This window comes from Streptomyces sp. WAC00040 (genome assembly GCF_056835925.1).
In genome coordinates, this window is record NZ_JAKQZE010000002.1 from 1,193,584 (window position 1) to 1,214,822 (window position 21,239).

The 21,239-nt window shown below is 72.3% G+C and carries 21 protein-coding genes and 2 pseudogenes; 13 read left to right on the top strand and 10 right to left on the bottom strand.

Going from position 1 to position 21,239, the window contains the following annotated elements; genetic code table 11:
* The first annotated feature begins 13 nt into the window (after nt 1-13).
* Nucleotides 14-778, top strand: a complete 765-nt coding sequence (locus tag MDN94_RS24925) for an MFS transporter (protein ID WP_482728236.1) — start codon at nt 14-16, stop codon at nt 776-778.
* 60 nt (nt 779-838) lie between these two features.
* Here the strand turns inward: MDN94_RS24925 and MDN94_RS24930 are convergent, their stop codons facing one another.
* A complete protein-coding gene (locus MDN94_RS24930; protein ID WP_482728079.1) occupies nt 839-967 on the bottom strand; it encodes a hypothetical protein in 129 nt (42 codons plus the stop codon).
* Between MDN94_RS24930 and MDN94_RS24935 the strand changes: the two are divergent.
* A pseudogene (locus tag MDN94_RS24935) lies at nt 947-1,155 on the top strand (coagulation factor 5/8 type domain-containing protein); the annotation flags it as partial. The gene MDN94_RS24930 and the pseudogene MDN94_RS24935 sit on opposite strands and share 21 nt — an antisense overlap.
* A gap of 126 nt (nt 1,156-1,281) precedes the next feature.
* Here MDN94_RS24935 and MDN94_RS24940 read toward each other — a convergent pair.
* Nucleotides 1,282-1,917, bottom strand: coding sequence for a hypothetical protein (locus tag MDN94_RS24940; RefSeq protein WP_482728080.1), 636 nt, complete (start codon nt 1,915-1,917; stop codon nt 1,282-1,284).
* Nucleotides 1,914-3,587, bottom strand: a complete 1,674-nt coding sequence (locus tag MDN94_RS24945; protein WP_482728081.1) for a serine/threonine-protein kinase — start codon at nt 3,585-3,587, stop codon at nt 1,914-1,916. The genes MDN94_RS24940 and MDN94_RS24945 overlap by 4 nt, the downstream gene beginning before the upstream one ends.
* Nucleotides 3,588-3,837: 250 nt before the next feature.
* Between MDN94_RS24945 and MDN94_RS24950 the strand changes: the two are divergent.
* Nucleotides 3,838-4,972, top strand: a pseudogene (locus MDN94_RS24950) (S1 family peptidase).
* Nucleotides 4,973-5,122: 150 nt separating this feature from the next.
* On the opposite strand, the gene MDN94_RS24955 reads toward MDN94_RS24950, so the two are convergent.
* Complete coding sequence (locus MDN94_RS24955; protein ID WP_482728082.1) at nt 5,123-6,766, bottom strand: FAD-dependent monooxygenase; 1,644 nt, start codon at nt 6,764-6,766, stop codon at nt 5,123-5,125.
* Between the two features lie 220 nt (nt 6,767-6,986).
* On the opposite strand from MDN94_RS24955, the gene MDN94_RS24960 reads away from it, so the two are divergent.
* From MDN94_RS24960 to MDN94_RS24980, 5 genes are all read left to right on the top strand, one after another.
* Complete coding sequence (locus MDN94_RS24960) at nt 6,987-7,256, top strand: hypothetical protein (RefSeq protein WP_453465749.1); 270 nt, start codon at nt 6,987-6,989, stop codon at nt 7,254-7,256.
* Between the two features lie 377 nt (nt 7,257-7,633).
* Nucleotides 7,634-8,338: a response regulator transcription factor gene (locus MDN94_RS24965; protein WP_482728237.1), complete on the top strand. Its 705-nt coding sequence runs from the start codon at nt 7,634-7,636 to the stop codon at nt 8,336-8,338.
* A gap of 28 nt (nt 8,339-8,366) precedes the next feature.
* On the top strand, nt 8,367-10,349 hold the full coding sequence (locus MDN94_RS24970; RefSeq protein ID WP_482728083.1) for a sensor histidine kinase: 1,983 nt from the start codon (nt 8,367-8,369) through the stop codon (nt 10,347-10,349).
* Nucleotides 10,350-10,445: 96 nt separating this feature from the next.
* Entirely contained in the window at nt 10,446-10,787 is a 342-nt protein-coding gene (locus tag MDN94_RS24975) for a sortase-dependent protein (RefSeq protein WP_482728084.1), read from the top strand.
* Nucleotides 10,788-10,867: 80 nt separating this feature from the next.
* Nucleotides 10,868-11,497 (top strand): class F sortase, encoded by a 630-nt coding sequence (locus tag MDN94_RS24980; protein WP_482728085.1) that lies wholly within the window; start codon nt 10,868-10,870, stop codon nt 11,495-11,497.
* 16 nt (nt 11,498-11,513) lie between these two features.
* Here MDN94_RS24980 and MDN94_RS24985 read toward each other — a convergent pair whose 3' ends face one another.
* Complete coding sequence (locus MDN94_RS24985; RefSeq protein ID WP_482728086.1) at nt 11,514-12,425, bottom strand: PaaX family transcriptional regulator C-terminal domain-containing protein; 912 nt, start codon at nt 12,423-12,425, stop codon at nt 11,514-11,516.
* Nucleotides 12,422-13,066, bottom strand: a complete 645-nt coding sequence (locus tag MDN94_RS24990) for a GNAT family N-acetyltransferase (protein WP_482728087.1) — start codon at nt 13,064-13,066, stop codon at nt 12,422-12,424. Before MDN94_RS24990 ends, MDN94_RS24985 begins: the two co-directional genes overlap by 4 nt.
* 104 nt (nt 13,067-13,170) lie before the next feature.
* Between MDN94_RS24990 and MDN94_RS24995 the strand changes: the two genes are divergently transcribed.
* A complete protein-coding gene (locus MDN94_RS24995; protein ID WP_482728088.1) occupies nt 13,171-14,235 on the top strand; it encodes an alpha/beta hydrolase family protein in 1,065 nt (354 codons plus the stop codon).
* Between the two features lie 783 nt (nt 14,236-15,018).
* On the opposite strand, the gene MDN94_RS25000 is transcribed toward MDN94_RS24995, so the two are convergent.
* On the bottom strand, nt 15,019-15,759 hold the full coding sequence (locus MDN94_RS25000; RefSeq protein ID WP_482728089.1) for an NAD(P)-dependent oxidoreductase: 741 nt from the start codon (nt 15,757-15,759) through the stop codon (nt 15,019-15,021).
* A gap of 97 nt (nt 15,760-15,856) precedes the next feature.
* Here MDN94_RS25000 and MDN94_RS25005 point away from each other — a divergent pair, with 97 nt between their 5' ends.
* Nucleotides 15,857-16,537 (top strand): TetR/AcrR family transcriptional regulator, encoded by a 681-nt coding sequence (locus MDN94_RS25005; protein WP_482728090.1) that lies wholly within the window; start codon nt 15,857-15,859, stop codon nt 16,535-16,537.
* A 117-nt stretch (nt 16,538-16,654) separates the two neighbouring features.
* On the top strand, nt 16,655-17,224 hold the full coding sequence (locus MDN94_RS25010) for a DinB family protein (protein ID WP_482728091.1): 570 nt from the start codon (nt 16,655-16,657) through the stop codon (nt 17,222-17,224).
* Between the two features lie 141 nt (nt 17,225-17,365).
* On the opposite strand, the gene MDN94_RS25015 is transcribed toward MDN94_RS25010, so the two are convergent.
* Nucleotides 17,366-17,920 carry a pyridoxamine 5'-phosphate oxidase family protein gene (locus tag MDN94_RS25015; protein ID WP_482728092.1) on the bottom strand — a complete coding sequence of 185 codons (555 nt, stop codon included), beginning with the start codon at nt 17,918-17,920 and terminating at the stop codon, nt 17,366-17,368.
* Nucleotides 17,921-18,143: 223 nt separating this feature from the next.
* Between MDN94_RS25015 and MDN94_RS25020 the strand changes: the two genes are divergently transcribed.
* Both MDN94_RS25020 and MDN94_RS25025 read left to right on the top strand, forming a co-directional pair.
* On the top strand, nt 18,144-19,364 hold the full coding sequence (locus MDN94_RS25020; RefSeq protein ID WP_482728093.1) for an MFS transporter: 1,221 nt from the start codon (nt 18,144-18,146) through the stop codon (nt 19,362-19,364).
* Nucleotides 19,365-19,413: 49 nt separating this feature from the next.
* Nucleotides 19,414-19,776: a DUF952 domain-containing protein gene (locus MDN94_RS25025; RefSeq protein ID WP_482728094.1), complete on the top strand. Its 363-nt coding sequence runs from the start codon at nt 19,414-19,416 to the stop codon at nt 19,774-19,776.
* 88 nt (nt 19,777-19,864) lie between these two features.
* Here MDN94_RS25025 and MDN94_RS25030 read toward each other — a convergent pair whose 3' ends face one another.
* Both MDN94_RS25030 and MDN94_RS25035 read right to left on the bottom strand, forming a co-directional pair.
* Nucleotides 19,865-20,251 (bottom strand): VOC family protein, encoded by a 387-nt coding sequence (locus tag MDN94_RS25030; protein WP_482728095.1) that lies wholly within the window; start codon nt 20,249-20,251, stop codon nt 19,865-19,867.
* Nucleotides 20,252-20,442: 191 nt separating this feature from the next.
* The gene (locus tag MDN94_RS25035) at nt 20,443-21,057 is read right to left on the bottom strand and encodes a dihydrofolate reductase family protein (protein WP_482728096.1); all 615 of its coding nucleotides are present in this window, start codon (nt 21,055-21,057) and stop codon (nt 20,443-20,445) included.
* Between the last annotated feature and the right edge of the window lie 182 nt (nt 21,058-21,239).

Consider the following 21,239-nt stretch of genomic DNA (forward strand, 5'->3'; position numbering starts at 1 on the left):
CTCGGTACGGAAGTTGCCGATCGGGTTCGGACGGCTGTGGACCGCGCAGACGATCTCCTCGCTCGGTGACGGGGTGTCGCATGCCGCGCTGCCGCTGCTCGCGTTGACGTTGACGCGGGATCCGATGGCGCTCGCCGTCGTTACGGCCGCCGGGACGCTGCCGTGGCTGCTCTTCGGGGTGCTCGGCGGTGCGCTGGTGGACCGCTGGGACCGCCGGCGCACGATGTGGGTCATGGACGCGGCGCGTGCGGTGCTGCTCGCGACACCGGCGGCAGCGGCCGTGCTCGACGTGCTGAGCATTCCGCTGCTCGCGGCCGTCGCCTTCCTGCTCGGCCTCGGCGGACTCTTCTTCGATACGGCCGCCACGGCCTATCTGCCGGATCTACTCGGCCGAGACCCCGCACTCCTGGAGCGCGCCAACTCCCGCTTGCGCGGCGCCCAGACCGCCATGTCCGGCTTCGCGGGGCCGCCTGCGGGCAGTGCGCTGCTCGCGCTCGGGCGGGCGCCCACCTCATGCCGGGTCGCCTCCACCTCCCGCATGCTGGCCATGTGCGCCGCCCTCATCGGGGCTTTCCTCGGCGGCTGGCTGGCCACCGCCTACGACATCCGCACCCCGCTCTACGCCGCCGCCGTCCTCCTGGCGATGACGGCCGTCACGGCATCCATGACCAGCAACCGCCGGGTCGAAGCGGTGCTGCGTGCCGCCGCCCCGGCCGGCGGCCCAGACCACCCGGCATCCAGGGATCCCGCCCAGGAGAGTGCACGTGACTTGTTGTGACGCCTGCCGCGAAGGCGTTACAACGAGTCGAGCGCCAGGCCCCGCGGGGCGCAAGGAGTGTCAGTGCGTGGCGATCTTCTCCAGGTTGATCTTGTTGTGGGCCGCGTCCTCCAGCAGCCCGTACCCGCCGGCCGCCTCCTCGCCGTCCGGCAGATCCCATGAAGGAGGGGGATGGGCAGCTACTGCCACTACAACGTGGATCCGACGTTCCGGCAGGACGACTGCTTCAAGGCCCCGGTCAAGCCCGGCGTGAGTTCCACAGCCTGCTGGTCGTCCCGCTCAGCGGCCACGGCCACTACGAGCACGTCATCGACGACATGGGCTCTCCCACGTCAGGGACCTCGACGGCGCCTTCGACCGTCGTCGACTTCCCCTGACACGGCGACAGGCGGGCCGGCGCCGACGGCCCGCGGCCGCACGGGAGGGAGGGGCGTATCCACCGGTACGGGCACGACGGTGCCCGTCCGGCGGGTACGCCCCTCGTCCACCGTCAGGGAGAGTCCTTACGGGCAGCGGTAGGTGAACCGCGCCTCCGCGGAGTGCCGGGACGGCGAGACGACCCTCAGTTCCGCACTCGCGCGGTACTCGCCCCGTCCCTCGAACGTCCACAGCAGGTGCAGCCGGGCCTGCTTCTGGCCGCGCACCACCCGCTCGCGCAGCATCCCCGAATCGGTGCCGTCGCTGCGCACCCAGCGGTAGGTCAGAGTGCCGGGCCGGCCGTCGGTCCGGACCACGCCGACGACGTCGGCCGTCCCGCCGCAGCCGGGCCCGTCCGGCGAGGTCCTGACCACCACGTCCCGGACGGCCACCCCCGGCCCGTACCGCTGCCAGGCGAGGAATCCGAGCACGGCCAGCAGCACGGCGGCGGCCAGGGCGTACCGGCGCAGGCCGCGTCCGCGCCCGCGCGGCCCGGGGCCGTCGGCGGGCTGCCCGGCGAGCGTCCCGTGCCACACCCCGGCGGCCGTGGTACCGCCTCCGTGCTGCCGCACGAACGCGGTCACTCCCGGGCCGAAGCGCAGGACGTTCCCCTCGACGCGGTCGGGGACCGGCCCCGGTTCGGGCCGTTCGAACCAGTGGCTGCCCAGGGCGGTCGCGCTGTACTCGTCCGCGTCGCCCGCGGGCGTGTGTGGGTCGTTCACAGGACCGGGCACCCCCTCCTGGTCAGGAGCTGCTGCATGGATGTGCCGCTCGCCGCCGTCGGATCGGTGCCGGCCTGCACGGCCCAGTAGCAGCCCGTGCCCTGGAACGTGTGGTCCAGAGCGAGGGTGTACTGCGTCGCGCCGCTCCGCTCGAAGGACTGTGTGCTCTCGACGGCGCCCAGGACCCCCTTCTCGTTGCTCGTGAACCACGAGACGACGACCTTCACGGGGCCGGTCCCGGAGGTGGCGACGTCGACGGTCGCGGCGGCCGTGGACGTGCCGGTCTGCCGGAAGCCCGTCACGGAGACCGACTTGACCTGCACCGGCGCGACGGTCGGCGGGGTGCTGGTCGTCGGTTGCGTGGACGGCTCGGTGGAGACGGTCGGAGTGGGGGAAGCGGCCGGCGCGGACGTCGTCGGCGGGTCCGGCGGCGTGGACGACGTCGCGGGCGACGGGTCCGCGGGCCCGGTGGTCGTGCTCGCCGACGGGGAGAGCGGGACACCGTCCGACGGCGACGGCCCGGGGCCGCCGTCCCCCTCCGCCACCGGCGAGGCCGAGCCGCCCGGCATCGCGCTGGTCGTCGCGACGGCCTGCGCGGTCGTCCCGGTGCCTGCGTCCTCACCGGCCCGCGCCGCGACGGTGATCACCGCGACCACGGCCAGCGCGGCGACGCCGACGAGCGCCTTGCGCAACGCCGGCGGCACATACCCGCCGGCGCCGATGCCCGAGCCGATGCCCGCGCCCGCGCCGGGACCGGCGCCGATGGACGTCGTCGCGCTGTCGGTGGTCCCCGCCGGCCCCCCGGCCGACGGGAACAGCAGGGGCAGCAGCGCGGCGAGCGCCGCGAGCTTGCGCTGGCCCCGCTCCTCCCAGTCGGGCCCGTACGCCGCCCGGGCGATCTTCTCGAGCTCGGCCACGAACGCCGCCGCGTTCGCGGGCCGTTCCGCCGGCGACTTGGCGAGCCCCCGCCGGATGAGGGGGCGGACCGGCTCGGGTGCGTCATGGTCGGGGACCGGCGCGCCGATGTGCTGCAGCGCCAGCTCGGCGAAGTTGTCGCCGCGGAAGGGCTTGCGGCCCGTCAGGCACTCGTAGAACGTGGCGGTCGCGGCGTACACGTCGGCGGCGGGCGAGGCCGGTTCGCCGTTCCACTGCTCCGGCGCCATGTACGCCGGGGTGCCCGCCACTCCCGGTGTGCTCCCTCGGTGCGCGGCGATCCCGAAGTCGACGAGCTTGGAGGAGCCGTCCGCCGCGACGAGCACGTTCTCCGGCTTGTAGTCCCGGTGCACCACCCCCGCGCCGTGCGCCGCGGCGAGGCCGAGCAACGAGCCCTTCAGCACGGCCAGCGCCGCCTCAGGACCGGTGGCGCCCTCCCGGAGCAGCAGTGTACGCAGCGCGATGCCGTCGACCAGCTCCATCACGATGGCCGCGCCCTGCGGCGCCTCGACGTACTCGTAGAGCCGCACCACGTACGGGGTGTCGAGGCCGCCCAGCAACTGGGCCTCGGCGCGGAACTCATGGACGAAGCCCGAGTCCGCGCGCAGCTGCTCGCTGAGGTACTTCACCGCCACCGGCACGCCGGTGGAGTCGTGTACGGCGAGTACGACACGCCCGCAGCCGCCCGCCCCGAGCTCCCGGGACTCGGTGTACCCGGGCACCGACCAGGTGTTCATCATGTTCCCCCTGCCACGCGCTGTCCCCACCACAGACACATTTCTTTCACGTCCGGTTCCCGCGGGGAGGCTGCGTGTGCGGCGCCCGCGAACCTACGGCGCGTACTTGGCATGGACCTGACCCTGGAGTTCCGCTACGCTCCGGCCGGGAGCGATGAGAGCGCTCTCAAACCGCCTCTCGACACGCGCTCCAGTACGGCCTGTTCCATCCCCCACGATGCTGGAACAACGAAAGGTCAACGCCTTGAGCATGACAGCCATACGTACGGGCCTGTCCGCACTCCTCCTCCTCGGCTCCTGGACAGCGGTCGGCGCCGGCCCTGCGGCAGCCTCCGCCCCCACTGCCGAGCCCAAGCTCTCCACCGGCCTGCTCGCGGCCATGCAGCGCGACCTGGGACTCGACGCGGACGAGGCGACAGCACGCCTCGCCGCGGAGAAGACCGCCACCGCCGTCGAAGGAAAGGCCCGCCGCGCCGCCGGAACGGCCTTCGGCGGCTCCTGGTTCGACGCTGACACCGGCAGACTCACGGTGGCCCTCACCGACTCGGGCAAGGCCCGTGCCGTACGGGCGACCGGCGCCGACACGGCACTCGTCCGCCACAGCGCCCGGCAGCTGGACGCGGTCAAGCGTGAGATCGACGCCCTGAAGGCGCCCGCGGGCGTGGCGAGTTGGCACGTCGACCCGCAAGCCAGCCGGGTCGTGGTGAACGTCGTCGCCTCCGAGCGCGGTGACAACGATGTCCGGGCCCTTCCTGGACCGCGCGAAGGACGCCGGCCCGATCACGGTCAGGGAGACCGCTCAGGCCCCGACGCCGTTCGCCGCCGGGACCGTCGGCGGCGACCCGTACTACACGGGCAACGTGCGATGCTCCATCGGCTTCTCCGTGCACGGCGGCTTCGTCACGGCGGGCCACTGCGGACGGGCCGGCGCGGCGGTACGCGGCTGGGACGGTACGCACATCGGCACCTTCCAGGGCTCCTCCTTCCCCGGTGACGACCACGCCTGGGTCAGCGTCGGCAGCGGCTGGTGGACCGTGCCCGTGGTCCTGGGCTGGGGAACCGTCCCCGACCAGCTGGTCCGCGGCTCCGCGGAGGCGCCGATCGGCGCCTCCGTCTGCCGCTCCGGTTCCACGACGCGCTGGCACTGCGGCAACGTCCTCGCCAAGAACGAGACCGTCAACTACAGCCAGGGAGCGGTCCATCAGATGACCAAGACCAGTGTCTGCGCGGAACCGGGCGACTCCGGCGGCTCGTTCATCAGCGGCGACCAGGCGCAGGGCGTCACCTCCGGCGGCTGGGGCAACTGCTCCGGCGGCGGCCAGACCTGGCACCAGCCGGTCAACGAGATCCTCGGCCGCTACGGGCTGCGTCTGCACACCGCCTGACGCACCCGCACCACACCCGAACGATCCCGGGAAGGCGCGGGCCACCACGGCGGTGGTCCGCGCCTGTCCCCGTCCCGCTGCCGGGCACATCAACGTGCCCGGTCGCCACCCGCCGGCGGCACGTCCGCCGACCCCCGGCCGCCGCCCGGGTCAGAGCCGCAGGACCTTGGCGAGGTGCGCCGACAGCTCGGACAGGGACGGCGGCGTCCGCCGCAGCGCCACGTAGCCGTCCGGGCGGAGCAGCAGAGCGGTCGTGCCCCGCACGTCGTAGACGCGCCCGAACTCGCCGCGAGTGTCCCGCCACCCCTGGGGAAACGTGCCGTCCGCACCGATGGGGGCCGCGACGTCGGGGTGCAGGACGAGAGTGGACGCCACCTGTCCGTGCGTCAGACGGGCGGCCTCGTCCGCCAGGCCCGCGCACGACTCCCAGTCGCTCCCGTCGTCCGCGTACAGCAGCAGCGTGTGCGCGTCGCGGCGGCGGAGCACGTCGAACAGCCGAACCGGGAACGTGGCGATCGGTCCCACCAGACCACCGCAGTCGGGCGCGCGGTCGCCCGCGTCGGGACCGGCGTGGCCGCTGCCGCGGGAGGCGACGACCGGGCTGTCCGGGTAACCCACGAGCAGTTGGGCCTCGCGCAGCATGACCATCTGCGGGTCCTCGGGATCCGCCTGGACGCCGCCCGCCGTCGCATGGCGCACGGTGCGCCCCACCACCTCCTCGCCCACCGGGCGACGCTCGGCGTCGTAACTGTCGAGCAGGCTCGGGTGCGCGGTCCCGGCAACGGCGAGCGCGAGTTTCCACGCCAGGTTGCAGGCGTCCTGGATGCCGGTGTTCATGCCCTGGGCGCCGGTCGGCGGATGGATGTGCGCGGCGTCGCCCACGACGAAGACCCTGCCCCGCGAGTAGCGGTCCACCAGCCGGTGGCTGATGCGGAACACCGAGGACCAGCGCAGCGCCGACGCCGTGGTGGGCTCCGGAGCCAACCGGTCGAGGACGGCCTGCACATCCTCCAGCCCTGGCGCTCTGCCGCCCTGAAGTCCGTGCGCCACGCTGTCGGCGTCCCGCTGCTGCCCGAGGGACAGCTCCGGCGGCACCAGCATCGACATTCGGTAACGGCGGTGTCCGGGCAGCGGGATGCACACCAGCAGATCGTCGGCGGCGCCGTCGCCGACATGTGCGGCCCGCACGCTGTAGCCCGGCGGCATGCCCCAGTCCACCTCGACGTCCGCGAGCATGTACTCCTCCGGGAAGGCACCTCCCTCGAAGGTGAGGCCCAGCGACTTGCGGACGACGCTGTGTGCGCCGTCGCAACCGGCGAGGTAACGGGACCTGATCTCCTCCCTGCGTCCGGACGGTGTGGTGACCGTGCTCCACACCCCGTCCTCGTCCTGGGCGAACGACACCAGCTCCGTCTCCCGTTCGACCCGGGTGCCCAGACGGGCGAGGTGCTCCTCGAGGATCCGCTCGGTCTCGCACTGCGGCAGGGCGGCGAAGCCGTACGGGACGTCCGGCGGCAGTTTGAGTTCGATCCGCATGCGTTCCACGCCGTTCACGTACGCCAGCTGGCCGCGCATGGGAGCGGCAGCGGCCAGGGCGTCGCGCGCGATCCCCATCCGGTCCCAGATCTCCAGTGTCCTGGGCTGGATGCCGACAGCCTTCGCATAGGGCAGCCGGGCCGGCAGCCGGTCGATGACACGGCACGTGACACCGCGTCCGCGCAGTTCGGCCGCCGCCGTGAGTCCGACGGGGCCCGCGCCCACCACCAGCACATCGGTCCGCTCCATATCCGGCATCTCCTGTCGGAGCCCCGGCGCGCGGGGCGATCGGCCCCGTTTCTCATGGTCGCCCCCTGGACGGGGCCGCGTCGACTCGAGCGACACGGCCTGCGCCGTTGCCCGGCGTGGCCTTTCCCGAGTGCGCTGAGGCCCGCCGCCGTGCTGTGCGCGCAGGCGGGTGAGGGCGGCCCGCCGGCCGGCCCACCCACTGTCAGTGGCGGCTGCGACGCTGGACACCATGGACGAGCAGATCATGCGCGGACGCGTCTACGGTGCCGACCACGACGATCCCGACCCCGGCCCGCGGCCAGGACACGACTACGTCGAGCTGGTGGGCGGACCGCTCGACGGGCTGTTGCTGGACGTCACCGGCTGGACGCCCCGGCAACTGCACGAAGGAGCCGCGCTGGCCACCGAGCTCGGCCGTTACGGAGCGGGCGGCCGCTCACTGTACGGACCGAGGAACGGCACGCCCAGGCTCTTCGACTGGGAGGAGGACACGCCCTGAGCCACCGGGCCCGACGCCGCCCGGTCCGCCCGCGCGAACCGTCAGGGTGCCCGAGTTGCGAGCAGGCGTCGCAGCGCCGTCGGCGTACGCCCCAGGTACCGGCGCTTGTCCTGCACAGGTGCGCCTGGTCGGCGAAGCCGAGATCCGCGGCGAGGTCGCCCAGGCTGCTCGCACCCCAGGCGGTCCAGGGCCTCGCCGGCCCCATCACGGAGACGGTCGACCAGGGAGCGCGCATGATCAAGCAGACGTTGGAGACGGCGCCCACCCGGGACGACTGGCCGAGCGGCCCTCAAGTGTGGCCGCGGCTCCGGCGGGGGCGGCCCCCGGAGAGGCGGGCCATGCACCCGCATAGGATCGAGCGCGTGTGCGCACACGTCATGGTCGCGGAAGACGACGAGAAGCAGGCCGAGTTGGTCCGCCGTTACCTGGAACGGGAGGGCCACACGGTCACGGTCGTACGCGACGGCCGCGCCGCCATCGAATCGGTCCGGCACCGCGCACCCGACCTGCTCGTCCTTGATGTGATGATGCCGCGGGCCGATGGCCTGGACGTCCTGCGGGTGCTGCGCGCCGAGGCCCGAGAGCTGCCGGTGCTGATGCTGACCGCCCGCTCCACGGAGGACGATCTCCTGCTCGGCCTGGACCTGGGCGCCGACGACTACATGACCAAGCCGTACAGCCCGCGTGAGCTGATGGCCAGGGTCCGCACCCTCCTGCGCCGTCCGCGGCTCGCCGCCGCGGGCGACGCGGAAGCCTCCTCCGCCCTGTCGGTGGGCACCCTCGTCGTGGACCCGGACCGGCACGAGGTGAGCGTCGACGGCGCCCCGGTCGACTGCACCCCCGGCGAGTTCCGCATCCTCCACGCGCTGGCGACCGAACCCGACCGGGTGTTCACCCGCCAGCGGCTGCTGGCGCAACTGCACGGCTTCGACCGCTACATCAGTGCCCGCACCGTCGATATGCACATCATGAACCTGCGCAAGAAGATCGAGGCCGCACCGCACCGGCCCGCCCGGCTGCTCACGGTCTTCGGCGTCGGCTACAAGCTGACCGACCCGAGCGCCTCCCGTGTCCCGTCCTAGGCCCCGCCCGTCCCGCCCCGGGCCTGCCGTGTCCCGCGGCCCTGTGCGGGGCGAGCGGCTGCCGCTCCGCAGGAGCCTGCTCGGCCGGCTGCTCGCCGTCTCCGCCCTCGTCGCCGTCTGCTCGGTCGGAGCGACCGCGTGGATCGCCGTGCAGACCACCTCCGGCGCCATCAAGCAGGAGCAGGGCCAGAACCTGGCCGACGACGCCCGGATCTACCACACCCTCCTCGGCTACGCGGCGACCCACCCCGGGTGGGACGGAGTCGAGGCGACCGTACGCGACCTGGCACGCCGGACCGGTAGGCGCGTGGCCCTTACCACCGAGGAACGGGAGCCGATCACCGACTCCGCCACAGGAGCCTCGCCGCCGGGACTCCCGCCCCGCGCCTCCGCGATCGTGGACGCGCTCTCCACGGAGACCGCCCTGGCTCCCGTGTCCGGCGACGGTTCCGAGGCCGGCGCCGACCGCATCGACCCGCGCGCCGTCGGCCCCTTCCGGCTGCCGGAACACGAACGCGTCGCGCTGCGGAAGATCGCGGAACGGACGGCCGACTGCCTGCGCGGGTACGGCATCGGCTCGGACATCGCCGCCGGCCCCAGCGGGCGTCCGCGCATCGAGGTCCTGGGCGACGACTTCGAACGCGTCCAGTCCACCACCGCGTGCGTCGCCCGGGAACTTGACGAGCCGACCGCGACCGAGGCCAAGGCACTGGCCGCGCTCAACAAGCTCACCGACGCGTGCCTGAGCCGCCAGGGCCGGGAACCCGTCAAGCTGACCCTGGGCCTGTCCTGGCGCAGCCCGCGAGCCGCGGCGCTACCGGGTGCGGACGGGTCCGCCCGTGTCACCGAGGACGCCGTGCCGGCGCCCGCCCCGACCGTGGCCCCCGCCCCGGCGGAGGTCCCGGCGCCCGCGGAGCCCGGCAGCGACGCCGACGACCGTGCGGTGGCGTCCTGCGTCACCACCGCACGCAGCGAACAGCTCAGCGCGTATGTCGCCTCGCCCGCCCTGCTGTTCATCGGGGACCCCGTCTCCACCACCGTCCCCGGTTTCGATCTGTCACCCGCGAACACCGCCCGGATCGCCGGCGCCGCGGCGCTCGTCCTGGCGCTCACCGTCGGGGCGTCCGTGCTGGCCGCCGCCCGGGTCGTACGCCCGCTCCTCGCGCTCACCGGCGCGGCGCAGCGCATGAAGGACGGCGGATACTCCGACGTGGCCCCCGTCCCGGTACCGGCCGGCGCCGTCAACGAGGTCGGGCGGCTGGCCGCCGCCTTCAACGACATGTCGGCGCACCGCGCGCGCATGGAAGGACAGCGCAAGGCGCTGGTCAGCGATGTCGCCCATGAACTGCGCACCCCGCTCAGCAACATCCGCGGCTGGCTGGAGGGAGCACAGGACGGCGTCGCCGACGTCGACGGCGCCTTCGTGTCGTCCCTGCTCGAAGAAGCGGTACAGCTCCAGCACATCATCGACGACCTCCAGGACCTGGCGGAAGCGGACGCCGGCGCGCTGCGCCTGCACCCCGAGCCGGTGCGGATCCACGACCTGCTCGGCCAGGTCGCGGCAGCACACCAGGGCCTGGCCGAGACGGCGGGCGTCACGCTGACGGTGGTCCCGGCTCCGGCCGGCCTGCCGGGGGAGTTGACCGCGGACCCGGTCAGGCTGCGCCAGGCGGTCGGCAACCTCCTCTCCAACGCCGTACGCCACACCCCGCCCGGCGGCAGCGTCACCCTGCGCGCCCACGAGGACGCGGGAACGGTGCTGATCGATGTGAGCGACACGGGTGAAGGACTGTCGCCCGAGGACCTACCTCACGTCTTCGACCGGTTCTGGCGCGCTGAGAAGTCGCGCAGCCGACGGACCGGCGGCAGCGGACTCGGGCTCGCGATCGTACGGAAACTCACCGAGGCGCACGGCGGCACGGTGCATGCGGTGAGTACCGAGGGGAAGGGTTCCGTCTTCACCCTGCGGATCCCGGCGGGCGGGCCGGCTGACAGCGGCCGTGGAGCCTGATGGGATGACGACAGCGTTCTGACAGCTTCCTCACAACTCCACGCCAGCATGGCGTTTGCCATCAAGGCACACCGAGTTGGAACGGAGCCACCCCACATGTCCCACCGTCTGTCCCTGCGAGCCTTCGCTGTCGCCACGGTCGCGGCCGGCGCGCTCGCGGTGCCGTCGACCGCCGCTCTCGCCGACACCAGTCCCGCCCCCGCCCCGTCGGTCGAGCCCCGCGAGGCTGCCCGGAAGACTCCCGCCCCCGCCGAGCCGACCGTGACGAAGGACAAGGAGGCGAAGGTGACACCGCGCGGCGGCGTCGACGCCGGTGAGCAGCCGGCCGGGACCGCCACCGGCGGCAGCAACGCCGTGACCCTGGCGGGAACGGCCGGGGGTCTCGCCGTGGTCGCGGGCACCGTCACCCTCGTGATCCGTCGCCGCAGCAACGGCTGACACCCCACGCCCGAACACAGCGGCGCCGCCCTCGGGCGGCGCCGCACTCGTGCCGACACGCCTGGAGACCCGGAGAATTCATGCCGCACACGCACCAACGGACTTGGTGGACCCGCCCCTTGGCCGTGGTCGCCGTCATCGGCTGCCTCGGCCTGGCCGGCTGCTCTGCCGACTCCGTCGACCCCACCGGCACGACGGCGACGCCCCCGGACACCCGGGCCACCCCACCATCTGACGGCTCACCGCCCCTGTCCGATTCGGCCGGTTCCGGTGCACCCGCGCGCGTGAGCATCCCCTCGATCGGCGTGGACAGCGCGTTGATCCGCCTCGGCCTCAACGAAGACGGCACCGTCCAGGTCCCATCCGCCGAACAGGGCATGACCGCAGGCTGGTACACCGGAGCAGCGGTCCCCGGCGAGCCCGGACCCGCCGTGATCATCGGCCACAACGACACCCGTTACGGCAAGGCTGTCTTCCACGACCTCGCCAAGGTCACCAAGGGCGCGGACATCGCCGTACGCGACGCCTCCGGCGAAACCGTCCACTTCACCGTCACCGCCAAGGAAACCGTCCGCAAGAACGCCTTCCCCACCGACAAGGTCTACGGCGCGACCGACGACCGCGCCCTGCGTCTGATCACCTGCTCGGGACGGTTCGACAGCGAAGGCCACCCGGTGGACAACCTCGTCGTCTACGCCGTACTGCGCTGAACAGTGCTGTTCACACTCACCGCTCGGGTCCGGCCGGCCTGCGCCGCTGTCGTCCGCGCGCGGCGCGGTCCGCCGCCCCTCGGGTGATGTCGGCGTAGAGGCGGAAGAGGGCCGGGCGGGCTTCGCCGCCTTCTTGTTCTCGCAGGGCCGCCCAGCACCGGGCGACGACCTTCCGGGCCTCGGCACCGGGCCACGGCCGGGGCAGGAGCTCGGGCGGCAGCAGCGGGTCGGGCTCCATGGCGCGGGTGAGTTCGGCGGCCAGTTCCACCGCGACGGTGAGGAGTTCGGGCGGGGAGAGACCGGCAGGGTCGGTCAGCCGGTCGAGGCGCGGCCGGGCCAGGCGGCCGAGGCGGTGGTAGCGGTCGGCGATCTCCGGCAACGGCCAGAGCGCGCGGGCGAGTTCGGCAGGATCCCGGTCATCGCCCCTGCGCAGGTCCGTCGAGGTGAGGAGCGTGAGCCCGCCATGGGCGCCGAGGCGGTGGGCCGCTTCTTCGACGTACGGTTCCCACGCGTTGGCGCACACGTAGAGCCCGCCCTGGAGCGGGGCGCCGCCGAGGTGGACGAGCGTCTCACGCAGAAGGTCCCGGGACGTGCGCTCCGATTCGGGCACCGCGAATGCGGCCAGGTGCCAGACACCGTCCCACGGCGCGAGCCCGGCGTCCTGGTCGAACGCGTGCCGGAGGAAGTCCGCGTTGGGGGCGAGGGCACGCACGGTGTCCAAGGTCGCGTGCAGCCGCGCCTTGCGGCCCCGGCCCTCGTGGGTGAACCGGCCCTCCGCCACGAGGCGTTTGACGCACAGCCGCACCTGCTGGTCGCTCATGCCGAGGGTGTTGGCGACTGTGTACAGCTCGTCCGCGTCGACGGTGCTGTCCTCGCGGATCAGCGCGTGGACGAGCATGCGGGTGGGGATCTCGATGCGGTCGGTCATGGTGTGCGCTGTCCTTTCGGCCCGTTCGCCTCGACAGGGCGGCGCATGCTGGTCACCGCGCCGAACCCCAGCAGCCCGCGCAAGTAGGGCGTCTGCTCCGTCCGTACGGCCGTGAAGCCGCGCCGTTCGTACAGGGCCCTGGCGCGCGGGTTGGTGTCGATCACGTCCAGTCTGATCTCCCGGCAGTCGTGCTCCGCCGCTACGGCGGCCACTTCCTCGAGGAGCAGACTCCCGACGCCGCGGCCGCGCATGCCCGGGTCCACCGCGATGCCGTCCATGACGAGCTGCCCGGCGGCCGGGTGGCGTTCGAAGAGGGCCAGCAGCAGGAGCCGGTGCAGTCCGCGCAGGTGTCCGTAGGCATGGAGCACGGCGGAGGCGGAGCCCCCGGTCAGGGCCCGGCCGTCGAGCTGGTAGCCGGCGAGGCCGACGAGTTGCCCGTCGAGGAGCGCGCACACCGCCCGATCGGCGTTCAGGTGAGCGGCGATGAAGGGCACCGCCTTTTCCGGCGGGTTCAGGGCGGGGCCGAGTTTGCGGCCGAAGGCGTCCCAGTACAGCTCGGCCGCCCGCCGCTCGGCTCCGGCCGGAACGCCCCGCCGGACCGTCACCGGCCCCGTAGCGGCGCCCGTCTCGTCCTGTCCCATGCCGTGCTCCCCTCGCTCAGTCCCGTCTCGAGGCTAAAACTATCATTCATGCGACGATCGTTCTTGCTCTGATAGTTTTATGAACCCGAGTAGAGGCGGATCTCATGAATCAGAAGACCCGGCCCCGACGGCGCCGTCCGGGCATCGCCGCGTGGTCACTCGTCATGGTCCTGGTCGTGGCCACCGGCCTCGTGGGCGTGGTCCTGTGGCAGAACTCCTTCGAGATGGACGAGCAGCGGGTCTCGATCCGCCACGGCGGCCACATGCTCAACGGCGTACTGGCCACGCCCAGGGACGGCCGCGAACGCCACGGCCTGGTCGTGTACATCCACGGCGACGGCCCCATCGACGCCACCCACGAAGACGGTTACAAGCCCATGTGGGAAGCGAACGCCAAGGCGGGCTACGCCTCCCTGTCCTGGGACAAACCCGGCGTCGCGGGCGCACCCGGCGACTGGCTCGAGCAGTCCATGGACGACCGGGCCGACGAGGCGGCAGCCGCCATGGCCTGGGCGCGAACCCGCCCGGACATCGACGGCGACCGGATCGGGCTCTGGGGCGCCAGCCAGGCGGGCTGGGTCCTGCCCAAGGTCGCCGCCAGAACGCCCGTCAGCTTCGTCATCGCCGTCTCACCCGCGATCAACTGGCTCCGGCAAGGCCGCTACAACCTCCTCGCCGAGCTGCGCGCCGACGGCGCGTCGCCCGCCCGCACCCGCGCCGCGATCGCCGAGAGCGACGCCACCCGCCGGATGCTGGCACGCCATGCCACCTTCGAGGAGTACGTCAGGGCGCGGGGCGGCGACGCGGACGGCATGACCGCCGGTCGCTGGGGCTTCATTTCCAGGAACCGCACCGCGGACGCGACGCAGGACCTCCGCGCCCTGCGCCGCGTCCCGGTGCTGCTGATCCTCGCGGGCCAAGACCGCAACGTGGACACCGCCGACACGGAGCGGGTCTACCGCAAGGTGCTGGACGCAGGCGGTGCGTTGACGGTCACCCGTCACCCGGACGCGACCCATACGCTGCTCAAGCAGTCCGTCGAACAGTCGGATCTCAAGCTCACACTCACCGCGCTCTTCGCCCCCCGCTCGCTCTTCGCGGACGGATTCCTGGACCGCCAACGACAGTTCCTCAACGGTCTCGGCCGCGGCGCTGACGCCACCCCATGACCCTGACGGCACACGCCCGTGGGCCCGCCCGCGTCGCACGGCCGGGGATCCGGCGGTGCCGCCCGACAGTCACCGGTGGCGCGATGCGGGTTCATGGACATCAGCGATTCGTCGTTGTCGCGCTGCCTGCGCGGCAGCAGTGCCGCCCCGGGGGGACCGTCCGCGATCTGTGCCAGGCCCTGAAGGCTGATCCGGCCGGGTACCGGCTGCTGCGGGAAGCGGTAGACCGGTCGGCGGCCCGGGCCGCACCGCCGACGGACCGCGCCACCGGTCCCGCGACCGTGGCGGGGACCGCGGAGCCGGCGGGGGAGCGGGGACGGCGGGGCCGCCTCCCGCGGCGTGCGCTGCGGCGCCGAGGGCCTGCGCCGCGAACCGGAGCGCTGGTGGGCCTCGTCGTAGGCGGCGACCTCGGCGCGCTCGTCCTGCCGCCGCCCGGCCCGACCGCCCCGCCCGCGACCTCGCAGGAGGCGCCGGTGCGGGGACCGCAGGCTCCCGCTGCAGGTCAGATCCTCGTCAACCGGGCCACCGGGGCCTGCTTGGACCACAGCCTCGACGAAGGTCCGTGCTCCTTCAAGTGCAACGCACTCAGCTACCGGAATTGGACGCTCAAAGCCGTCGACGGCACATCTGAGCCCGAGACTCATCGCCGCCGGGCGGCGACGCGTAGAGGACCTCGTCGACGACCCCGGCCCGCGGGGTCGTCACACGGCCGGGCGAGATGGGAGCGCTCGAGGACCCGCGCGCAACGGGGGGGGCACCGCCCCGAGCCTCACCGGATGCGGATCACGCCGCGCCCTGCGTACGGGCATGGGCGAGGGCCGACGGGGCCAGCCGGCCGACGATGGCGGGGGCCTCCCGGACGAGGGCGTCGTCCTCCACCGCGGCGACCATGAAGAGGGCGAAGTCCACGCGACGGGTCAGGTTGCTCGCGAGGACGGGATCACCGACGTGCCGGCTCCACACCGGCAGGCCCTCGCTCTCGCCCTCCTCCAGGTCGCTGCCGCGGACGACCGTCCAAGCGGTGTCGCTGGCGAAGATCGTCCGGCAGGCCTCCACCTGGTCGTCCAGGTCGGCCACACGGGCCAGCCTGGCCAACCGCCCGAAAACAGCCACGAACGCCCTGAGCTTGCGCGTGTAGACGTCCTTTCCGTCGCGGGTGATGTGCCAGCCGCAGGAGAACACCAGGCGCGCCCCCGCGGGCGCCGCGTCGAGCACGGCCCGGGCCGTGCCGGAGGAGTAGTTGTTCATCCCCCACGGAGCCAGCACCGTGAGCACGCCCTGACACCCCTCCACCGCCCGTGCGACGGCCGCACGGTCGTCGGTCGCCCCGGGGACCACCGTCATCCGCCCCTCGAACTCGGCGAGCTTGCCGACACTCTGCTCCCGGCACACGCCCACCACTTCGTAGCCCCGGTCAAGCGCGTGCCGCACCATGTACCGTCCGAGCTTGCCGGACGCGCCCACGACGCACACCTTCTTGCGCGGGCCCGCTCTTCGGGACTCCTCCGAGCTGTTCGGCTCCATGACCTTCGCCCTCCCCGTCCTCGCCCCAGCCTTACTTCGTAAGGGTGTGCCTTACGAAGTAAGGTTGTCAACCTGCAAGCAACCCGAGGAGGAATCCGTGGCCACCGAGCCCGCCCGCACGCCGGCACCGCGCCGCCGACCCCTCAGCAAGGACACGGTCCTGCGAGCGGCGCTCGCACTCGCGGACGAGGCCGGCACGGGCGCGCTCACGATGCGCAAGCTCGCCGACCGGCTCGGCGTCGAAGCCATGTCGCTCTACCACCACGTCCGCAACAAGGAAGCGATCCTCGACGGCATGGTCGACCTCCTCTTCAGCGAGATCGAACTCCCGCCCACGGACCTCCCGTGGCGGCCCGCGATACGACGCCGCGCCGTATCGACACGCGACGCGCTGATCCGCCACCCGTGGGCGATCGGCCTCATGGACTCCCGCAGCAATCCCGGCCCCGCGACACTGCGCCACCACGACGCGGTCATCGGCTGCCTACGAGCGGGCGGCTTCACCATCGCCGGTGCCGCGCACGCGTTCTCCGCACTCGACAGCTACATCTACGGATTCGCGCTGCAGGAGCTGAGCCTCCCGTTCGAACCGTCCGCCGGTATCGACGACCTGGCCGACTCGATCCTGCAGCAGATGCCCGGCGACGAGTTCCCCCACCTCACCGAGATGATCGTCCACCACGCTCTCAAACCCGGCTACACGTACGCCGCGGAGTTCGAAATCGGGCTCGACCTGGTCCTCGACGGCCTGCAACGAAGGCGCGAAGCCTGGCCGTGACCCCTCCGCAGAACCCCACGACGCTTCAAGGCGCCGCATGTTCACCGAGTCGTCCGCACAGACGCGATCCGTCGCAAGGAAGAATCGTGTGGCGCACGGGGGCCGTCGCAGATCACCATGCAGCGTATGAATGATCAACCCGCACGATGGACCCGGGCAACCGTCTACCCCGACATGTGGGCAGACCCGGACGACGACCCCCGCAACAAGGAAAGCGTCAGTCCGGACGGCGAGCTCGCGACGCTGCTGGACTTTCTGACGGGCTACCGCATGACCCTGCGGATGAAGTGCGAGGGCCTCGACCCGGAGCAACTGGCCCGTCGGTCCGTTCCGCCGTCGACGATGTCGCTGCTCGGCCTGATCCGGCACCTCGCCGAGGTGGAACGGGACTGGCGCAACTGGATCACCGACGACGACCCCCTGCCGAAGCTGTACGGCCGCCGTGACGCGGACTTCGACGACGCTGCCGCCGACCAGGCCATGGTCGACGCCGCGTACACCGACCTGGAGCGTGAACAGGCGGCGACCGACGCCGCGTTGGCCGAGCACCAGGATCTGGGTGCTCGGGTGGGGAAGGACAAGACCTCGATCCGGGAGCTGATGGTGCATCGGATCGAGGAGTACGCCCGCCACTGCGGACACGCCGACCTGCTGCGCGAGTGCGTCGACGGAAGAGTGGGCCAGTGACGAAGGCCGTACTGCACAACCACCCCCGCCGGCAGGGCGCCGCCGACTGACAGCCTCACAAGTGACGGGCCCCTGCCCGCATCGTCGACGCGGGCAGGGGCCGGGCGCCGTGCGGTGCCCGTCCGGTGCGCACAGCGCCGCTCAGAACACCCATCGCGTATGGCTGTAGACCCCGTTGTCCCGACCGAAGCCGTACGCCGTGACCGGCGCCACCGCGAAGACCACCGCACCCCCCGTCCGGATCGTGTCCCCGAGACCGTGGAACGTGCCCTCGGGCGAGGTGATGTGCGGGCCGTACTTCGCCTCGTGCACCGCGACCACCTCCTCCAGCACCTCCGGATCAGTGACCTGCTCCGCCTTGCCCTCGACCACGATGTCGAAGCCTTCGGTCAGCGCATTCCTGCCGGTGGTCAGTGCGCAGTGCGCGTTGTCAAAGAGGTTCTTCGCCTTCTGCTCCTGCGGGCCGGTGGAGAAGTACAGCACCCCGTCGTGCCACGCCGCGATCACGGGTGTGACATGCAGCCGGCCGTCGGGCCGCACCGTCGACACCCAGAAGATCTCGGCGGCCTCCAAGTGCCGTAGAGCCTCCGACCACTCGACGGCGGTGACACCCGCGGCACCCGGGCGGGGATTGAGTGCGGAACTGTAGCGGGCATCGAGCTCGGCCGTTGGCTGCTTGGCCGGTCCTGTGGGCATGGCGGATCTCCTTCTCGTCCCTGTCCCAACGACCGGCGGCCCACGCGGACATCATCACCGCACCCGTTCGTGTCCATCTGCACGCTCCACGAGGGACAACCGCATGCCACGAGCTACCGCCTCCGACCCCGCCACGGGCAGCTCCGGCACACACCCCCGATGCCGCACTCGCGACGCAGCAGGGTCCGGCCGCACGCGCCGGGGCGCTCGTAAGGTGAGCCGCATGATCGTCCGCAAAGGTGAGGGCCACCGTCCCGGCTACGTCGCGGCAGCCCTGGTGTTCGCCATCGGCATGGCCGGCACGACCCTGCCCACGCCGCTGTACGGGCTCTACCAGCAGGAGATCGGCTTCTCCGAGCTGATGGTGACCGTCGTCTTCGCCGTGTACGCCGTCGCCGTGATCGCTGTGCTGCTCGTCGGCGGAAACTATTCCGACGCGGTCGGGCGCCGGCCCGTCCTGTTCTGTGCCATGGCCCTGTCCGCCGCAAGCGCCGGATGCTTTCTGCTGGAAACCGGCCTCCCCCTGCTCTTCGCCGGGCGGCTTCTCTCCGGATTCGCGGCCGGACTGCTCAGCGGCGCGGCGACCGCCGCCGTCATGGAACTCGCCGGACCCGGACAGCGGGCCCGGGCCGGGTTCGCGGCCACCGCGGCGAACATGGGCGGCCTCGGCTGCGGACCGCTGCTGTCCGGGATCCTCGCCCAGTACGCGCCCCGCCCGCTGGAGCTCGTCTTCTGGGTCCACATCGCCTTGCTCGCCGTGGCCGCCGTGATCATCCTTTTCCTCCCGGAGACCGTCGAGCGGCCGAAGCGCTTTCCCCCGCTCAACCCGCAGGGAATCTCCGTACCCCCCGAGGTGAGAGGAGTGTTCGCCCCCGCCTCCGCCGCGGCCTTCGCCGGCTTCTCCCTCCTCGGACTGTTCACCGCCCTCGCCCCCAGCTTCGTGGCCCGGACACTCGACGTGCACAACCTCGCCGTCACGGGATCGGTCGTCTTCTCCGTCTTCCTCGCCTCCACCGCAGGACAGTCACTGAGCGAACGCATCGGCACCCGGCGCGCGCTTCCCATCGGCTGCGCCGTCCTCATCGCCGGCCTCCTGCTCGTCGCCTCGTCGCTCGTCGCGGAATCCCTCGCCGTACTCGTGGCCGGCGCCTTGTGCGGAGGCGCGGGCCAGGGACTGGCGTTCCGGGCGGCACTGTCCCTCGTGGGCGGGGCGGCACCCGCCGAACACCGCGGCGGCACCATCTCGGCGTTCTTCGTCATCGCCTACACCGGTATCTCACTGCCGGTGGTGGGCGTAGGAGCCGCGGCCCAGTTGTGGGACCTGCGCACCGCGGGGCTCGTCTTCACCGGCTGCGTGATACTGCTCGCCGCGGGCGCGGGCGCCTACTCCGCACTGAGACCGCCGACCGAATCCACCCGGACCCGCGACGAAACCGGCCGGTGAACCGGTTCGACCGGCCAGGCGCCCGCGCCGACTGCTGTACAACCTTGAGATGATCTACCACGTTGTCACGGAAAGAGACTGGACGGCCGACCCGGACCAGCCCTACACGCCCGCATCCCTCGCCGAAGACGGCTTCGTCCACTGCTCCCCCGACGAGCCGACCACCCTCGCCGTCGTCAACGCCTTCTACCGCACCACGCCGAGGCCGCTCCTCGTGCTCGTCCTGGACGAGAGCCGTCTCAGGGCCAGGACGGAACGGGAGGCGGCCGTCCCGTCCCCGCCGCCCGGAGTCCCCGAAAAAACCCTGTTCCCCCACGTGTTCGGTCATATCGACCGCGACGCCGTCGAGCAGATCCTGGAAGTCACCTGGGACGAGCACGGCCGGGCCACAGGAACGAAGAAGATCACCTGACCCGTCGGGCCGGGCGGGTCCACGCGTGCGTCGGTCACCGCGCGCGGTGGTCTCGCGGCCCGAGCGCGGTCCGCGGCCCTTTGGGACTTCAGGGGCGGTAGCGCAGCGGGTGGTTCTCCGGCACCTCGACGACCGCGATGCGGACGCCGTCCGGGTCCGCGATCCACATCTCGATCAGCCCCCAGGGCTCTATCACCGGAGCGCGCAGCACCTCCACGCCGGCTGTTCGCAGCTCCTCGAACGCCGTCTGCACGTCCTCGACCTGAAGCCACAGCTCGAGACCTGGTGCCGGCGGGTTCTCGGAGCGCCCCGAGACCTCCAGGAATCCGCCGCCCATGAAGTAGACCGTGCCACGTTCCGGTCCGGTCCCGAACTCGCGACTGACGGCGAGTCCCAGTGCTCCGCCGTAGAAGGCGCGGGTGCGGTCCGGATCCGTCGGGTGCAGCAGGACCCTGCTGCCGAGTACATGCACCATGCCTTGAAACTATGCCGTCTCCGGCCCGCCGGGCCGGAGATTGCGTTTCGTGCCTCGATCGAGCCACGGATCGGGCAAGGGCGGACAGCGGCGAAGGCCGAACTCCCGACGAGATGTCACGCGGCCCGCAGCGGCCCCGGTCCTCGCCGAGGACTCGGACTGCTCGGAGCGGGAGTCCCGCTGAGCCGTCGTCAGAGCACGTCGTAGGTCAGGTGCGTCGCCGTGGATGTCGAGGTCACGCTCCGCTGCACCAGCGTGCGCGGCGCTCCGCCGGTGAAGAGGGGCGTCCCGGCGCCCAGCACGACGGGCGCCAGGTGCAGGCTCAGCACGTCGACCAGCCCGGCGTCGAGCGCCGAGCCGATGGTGGCGCCGCCGCCCATGAGGACGACGTCGAGGTCCTTGCCGCCGGCCGACGACGCCGCCTCGGCACGCTCGCGCGCGGTGGCGACGGCGTCGGGCAGACCGGTGGTGACGAACGTCCAGTCGAGGCCGGTGAGCCGCACCGATTCCGGCGGTGAGCTCGTCACGACGACGAACGCGGGTCTGCCGACCTCGCGGGCGCCGTAGCCGGTCTCGTCGTCCCAGCCGTTCGGCCCGTCGACCACGTCGAAGAGCCGACGGCCGAGGACGACGGCGCCGGAGCGCGCGGTCGCCTCCCGCAGGACCCGGCGGTCGTCCGGATCGTCGGAGAACGCCCAGGTGTGCAGTGCCTCGCCGCCGGTGCCCAAACCGTTGTCCGGGCCGGGATCGGGTCCGGTGACGAATCCGTCGAGGGAGACGGAGATGTCGGCGATGATTCGAGTCATACCAGGGCAGACCCGATCCGCCGCCCGAACTCATCGCTTACGCACACACAGGCGTGCACCGGCTGCGAACGGTGGCGCCTCAGGCAGGGCAGCGGCATGCCTCGGCCGCGATCCCTGGCAGCGCCCCGGAGCCGCTTCTCCGGACGCCGGGGGTCCGCCTGCTCAATCAGTCCCACCGCTCC

What these genes read in the sequence shown, in the direction of transcription:
- MDN94_RS24955 (WP_482728082.1), bottom strand. Translation starts at nt 6,766, where the DNA reads ATGCCGGATATGGAGCGGACCGATGTGCTGGTGGTGGGCGCGGGCCCC.
- MDN94_RS25000 (WP_482728089.1), bottom strand. Translation starts at nt 15,759, where the DNA reads ATGGAGCCGAACAGCTCGGAGGAGTCCCGAAGAGCGGGCCCGCGCAAG.
- MDN94_RS25025 (WP_482728094.1), top strand. Translation starts at nt 19,414, where the DNA reads ATGATCTACCACGTTGTCACGGAAAGAGACTGGACGGCCGACCCGGAC.
- MDN94_RS24945 (WP_482728081.1), bottom strand. Translation starts at nt 3,587, where the DNA reads ATGAACACCTGGTCGGTGCCCGGGTACACCGAGTCCCGGGAGCTCGGG.
- MDN94_RS24995 (WP_482728088.1), top strand. Translation starts at nt 13,171, where the DNA reads ATGAATCAGAAGACCCGGCCCCGACGGCGCCGTCCGGGCATCGCCGCG.
- MDN94_RS25035 (WP_482728096.1), bottom strand. Translation starts at nt 21,057, where the DNA reads ATGACTCGAATCATCGCCGACATCTCCGTCTCCCTCGACGGATTCGTC.
- MDN94_RS25020 (WP_482728093.1), top strand. Translation starts at nt 18,144, where the DNA reads ATGATCGTCCGCAAAGGTGAGGGCCACCGTCCCGGCTACGTCGCGGCA.
- MDN94_RS24980 (WP_482728085.1), top strand. Translation starts at nt 10,868, where the DNA reads ATGCCGCACACGCACCAACGGACTTGGTGGACCCGCCCCTTGGCCGTG.
- MDN94_RS24965 (WP_482728237.1), top strand. Translation starts at nt 7,634, where the DNA reads ATGGTCGCGGAAGACGACGAGAAGCAGGCCGAGTTGGTCCGCCGTTAC.
- MDN94_RS25015 (WP_482728092.1), bottom strand. Translation starts at nt 17,920, where the DNA reads ATGCCCACAGGACCGGCCAAGCAGCCAACGGCCGAGCTCGATGCCCGC.
- MDN94_RS24990 (WP_482728087.1), bottom strand. Translation starts at nt 13,066, where the DNA reads ATGGGACAGGACGAGACGGGCGCCGCTACGGGGCCGGTGACGGTCCGG.
- MDN94_RS24985 (WP_482728086.1), bottom strand. Translation starts at nt 12,425, where the DNA reads ATGACCGACCGCATCGAGATCCCCACCCGCATGCTCGTCCACGCGCTG.
- MDN94_RS24960 (WP_453465749.1), top strand. Translation starts at nt 6,987, where the DNA reads ATGGACGAGCAGATCATGCGCGGACGCGTCTACGGTGCCGACCACGAC.
- MDN94_RS25030 (WP_482728095.1), bottom strand. Translation starts at nt 20,251, where the DNA reads ATGGTGCATGTACTCGGCAGCAGGGTCCTGCTGCACCCGACGGATCCG.
- MDN94_RS25010 (WP_482728091.1), top strand. Translation starts at nt 16,655, where the DNA reads ATGCAGCGTATGAATGATCAACCCGCACGATGGACCCGGGCAACCGTC.
- MDN94_RS24975 (WP_482728084.1), top strand. Translation starts at nt 10,446, where the DNA reads ATGTCCCACCGTCTGTCCCTGCGAGCCTTCGCTGTCGCCACGGTCGCG.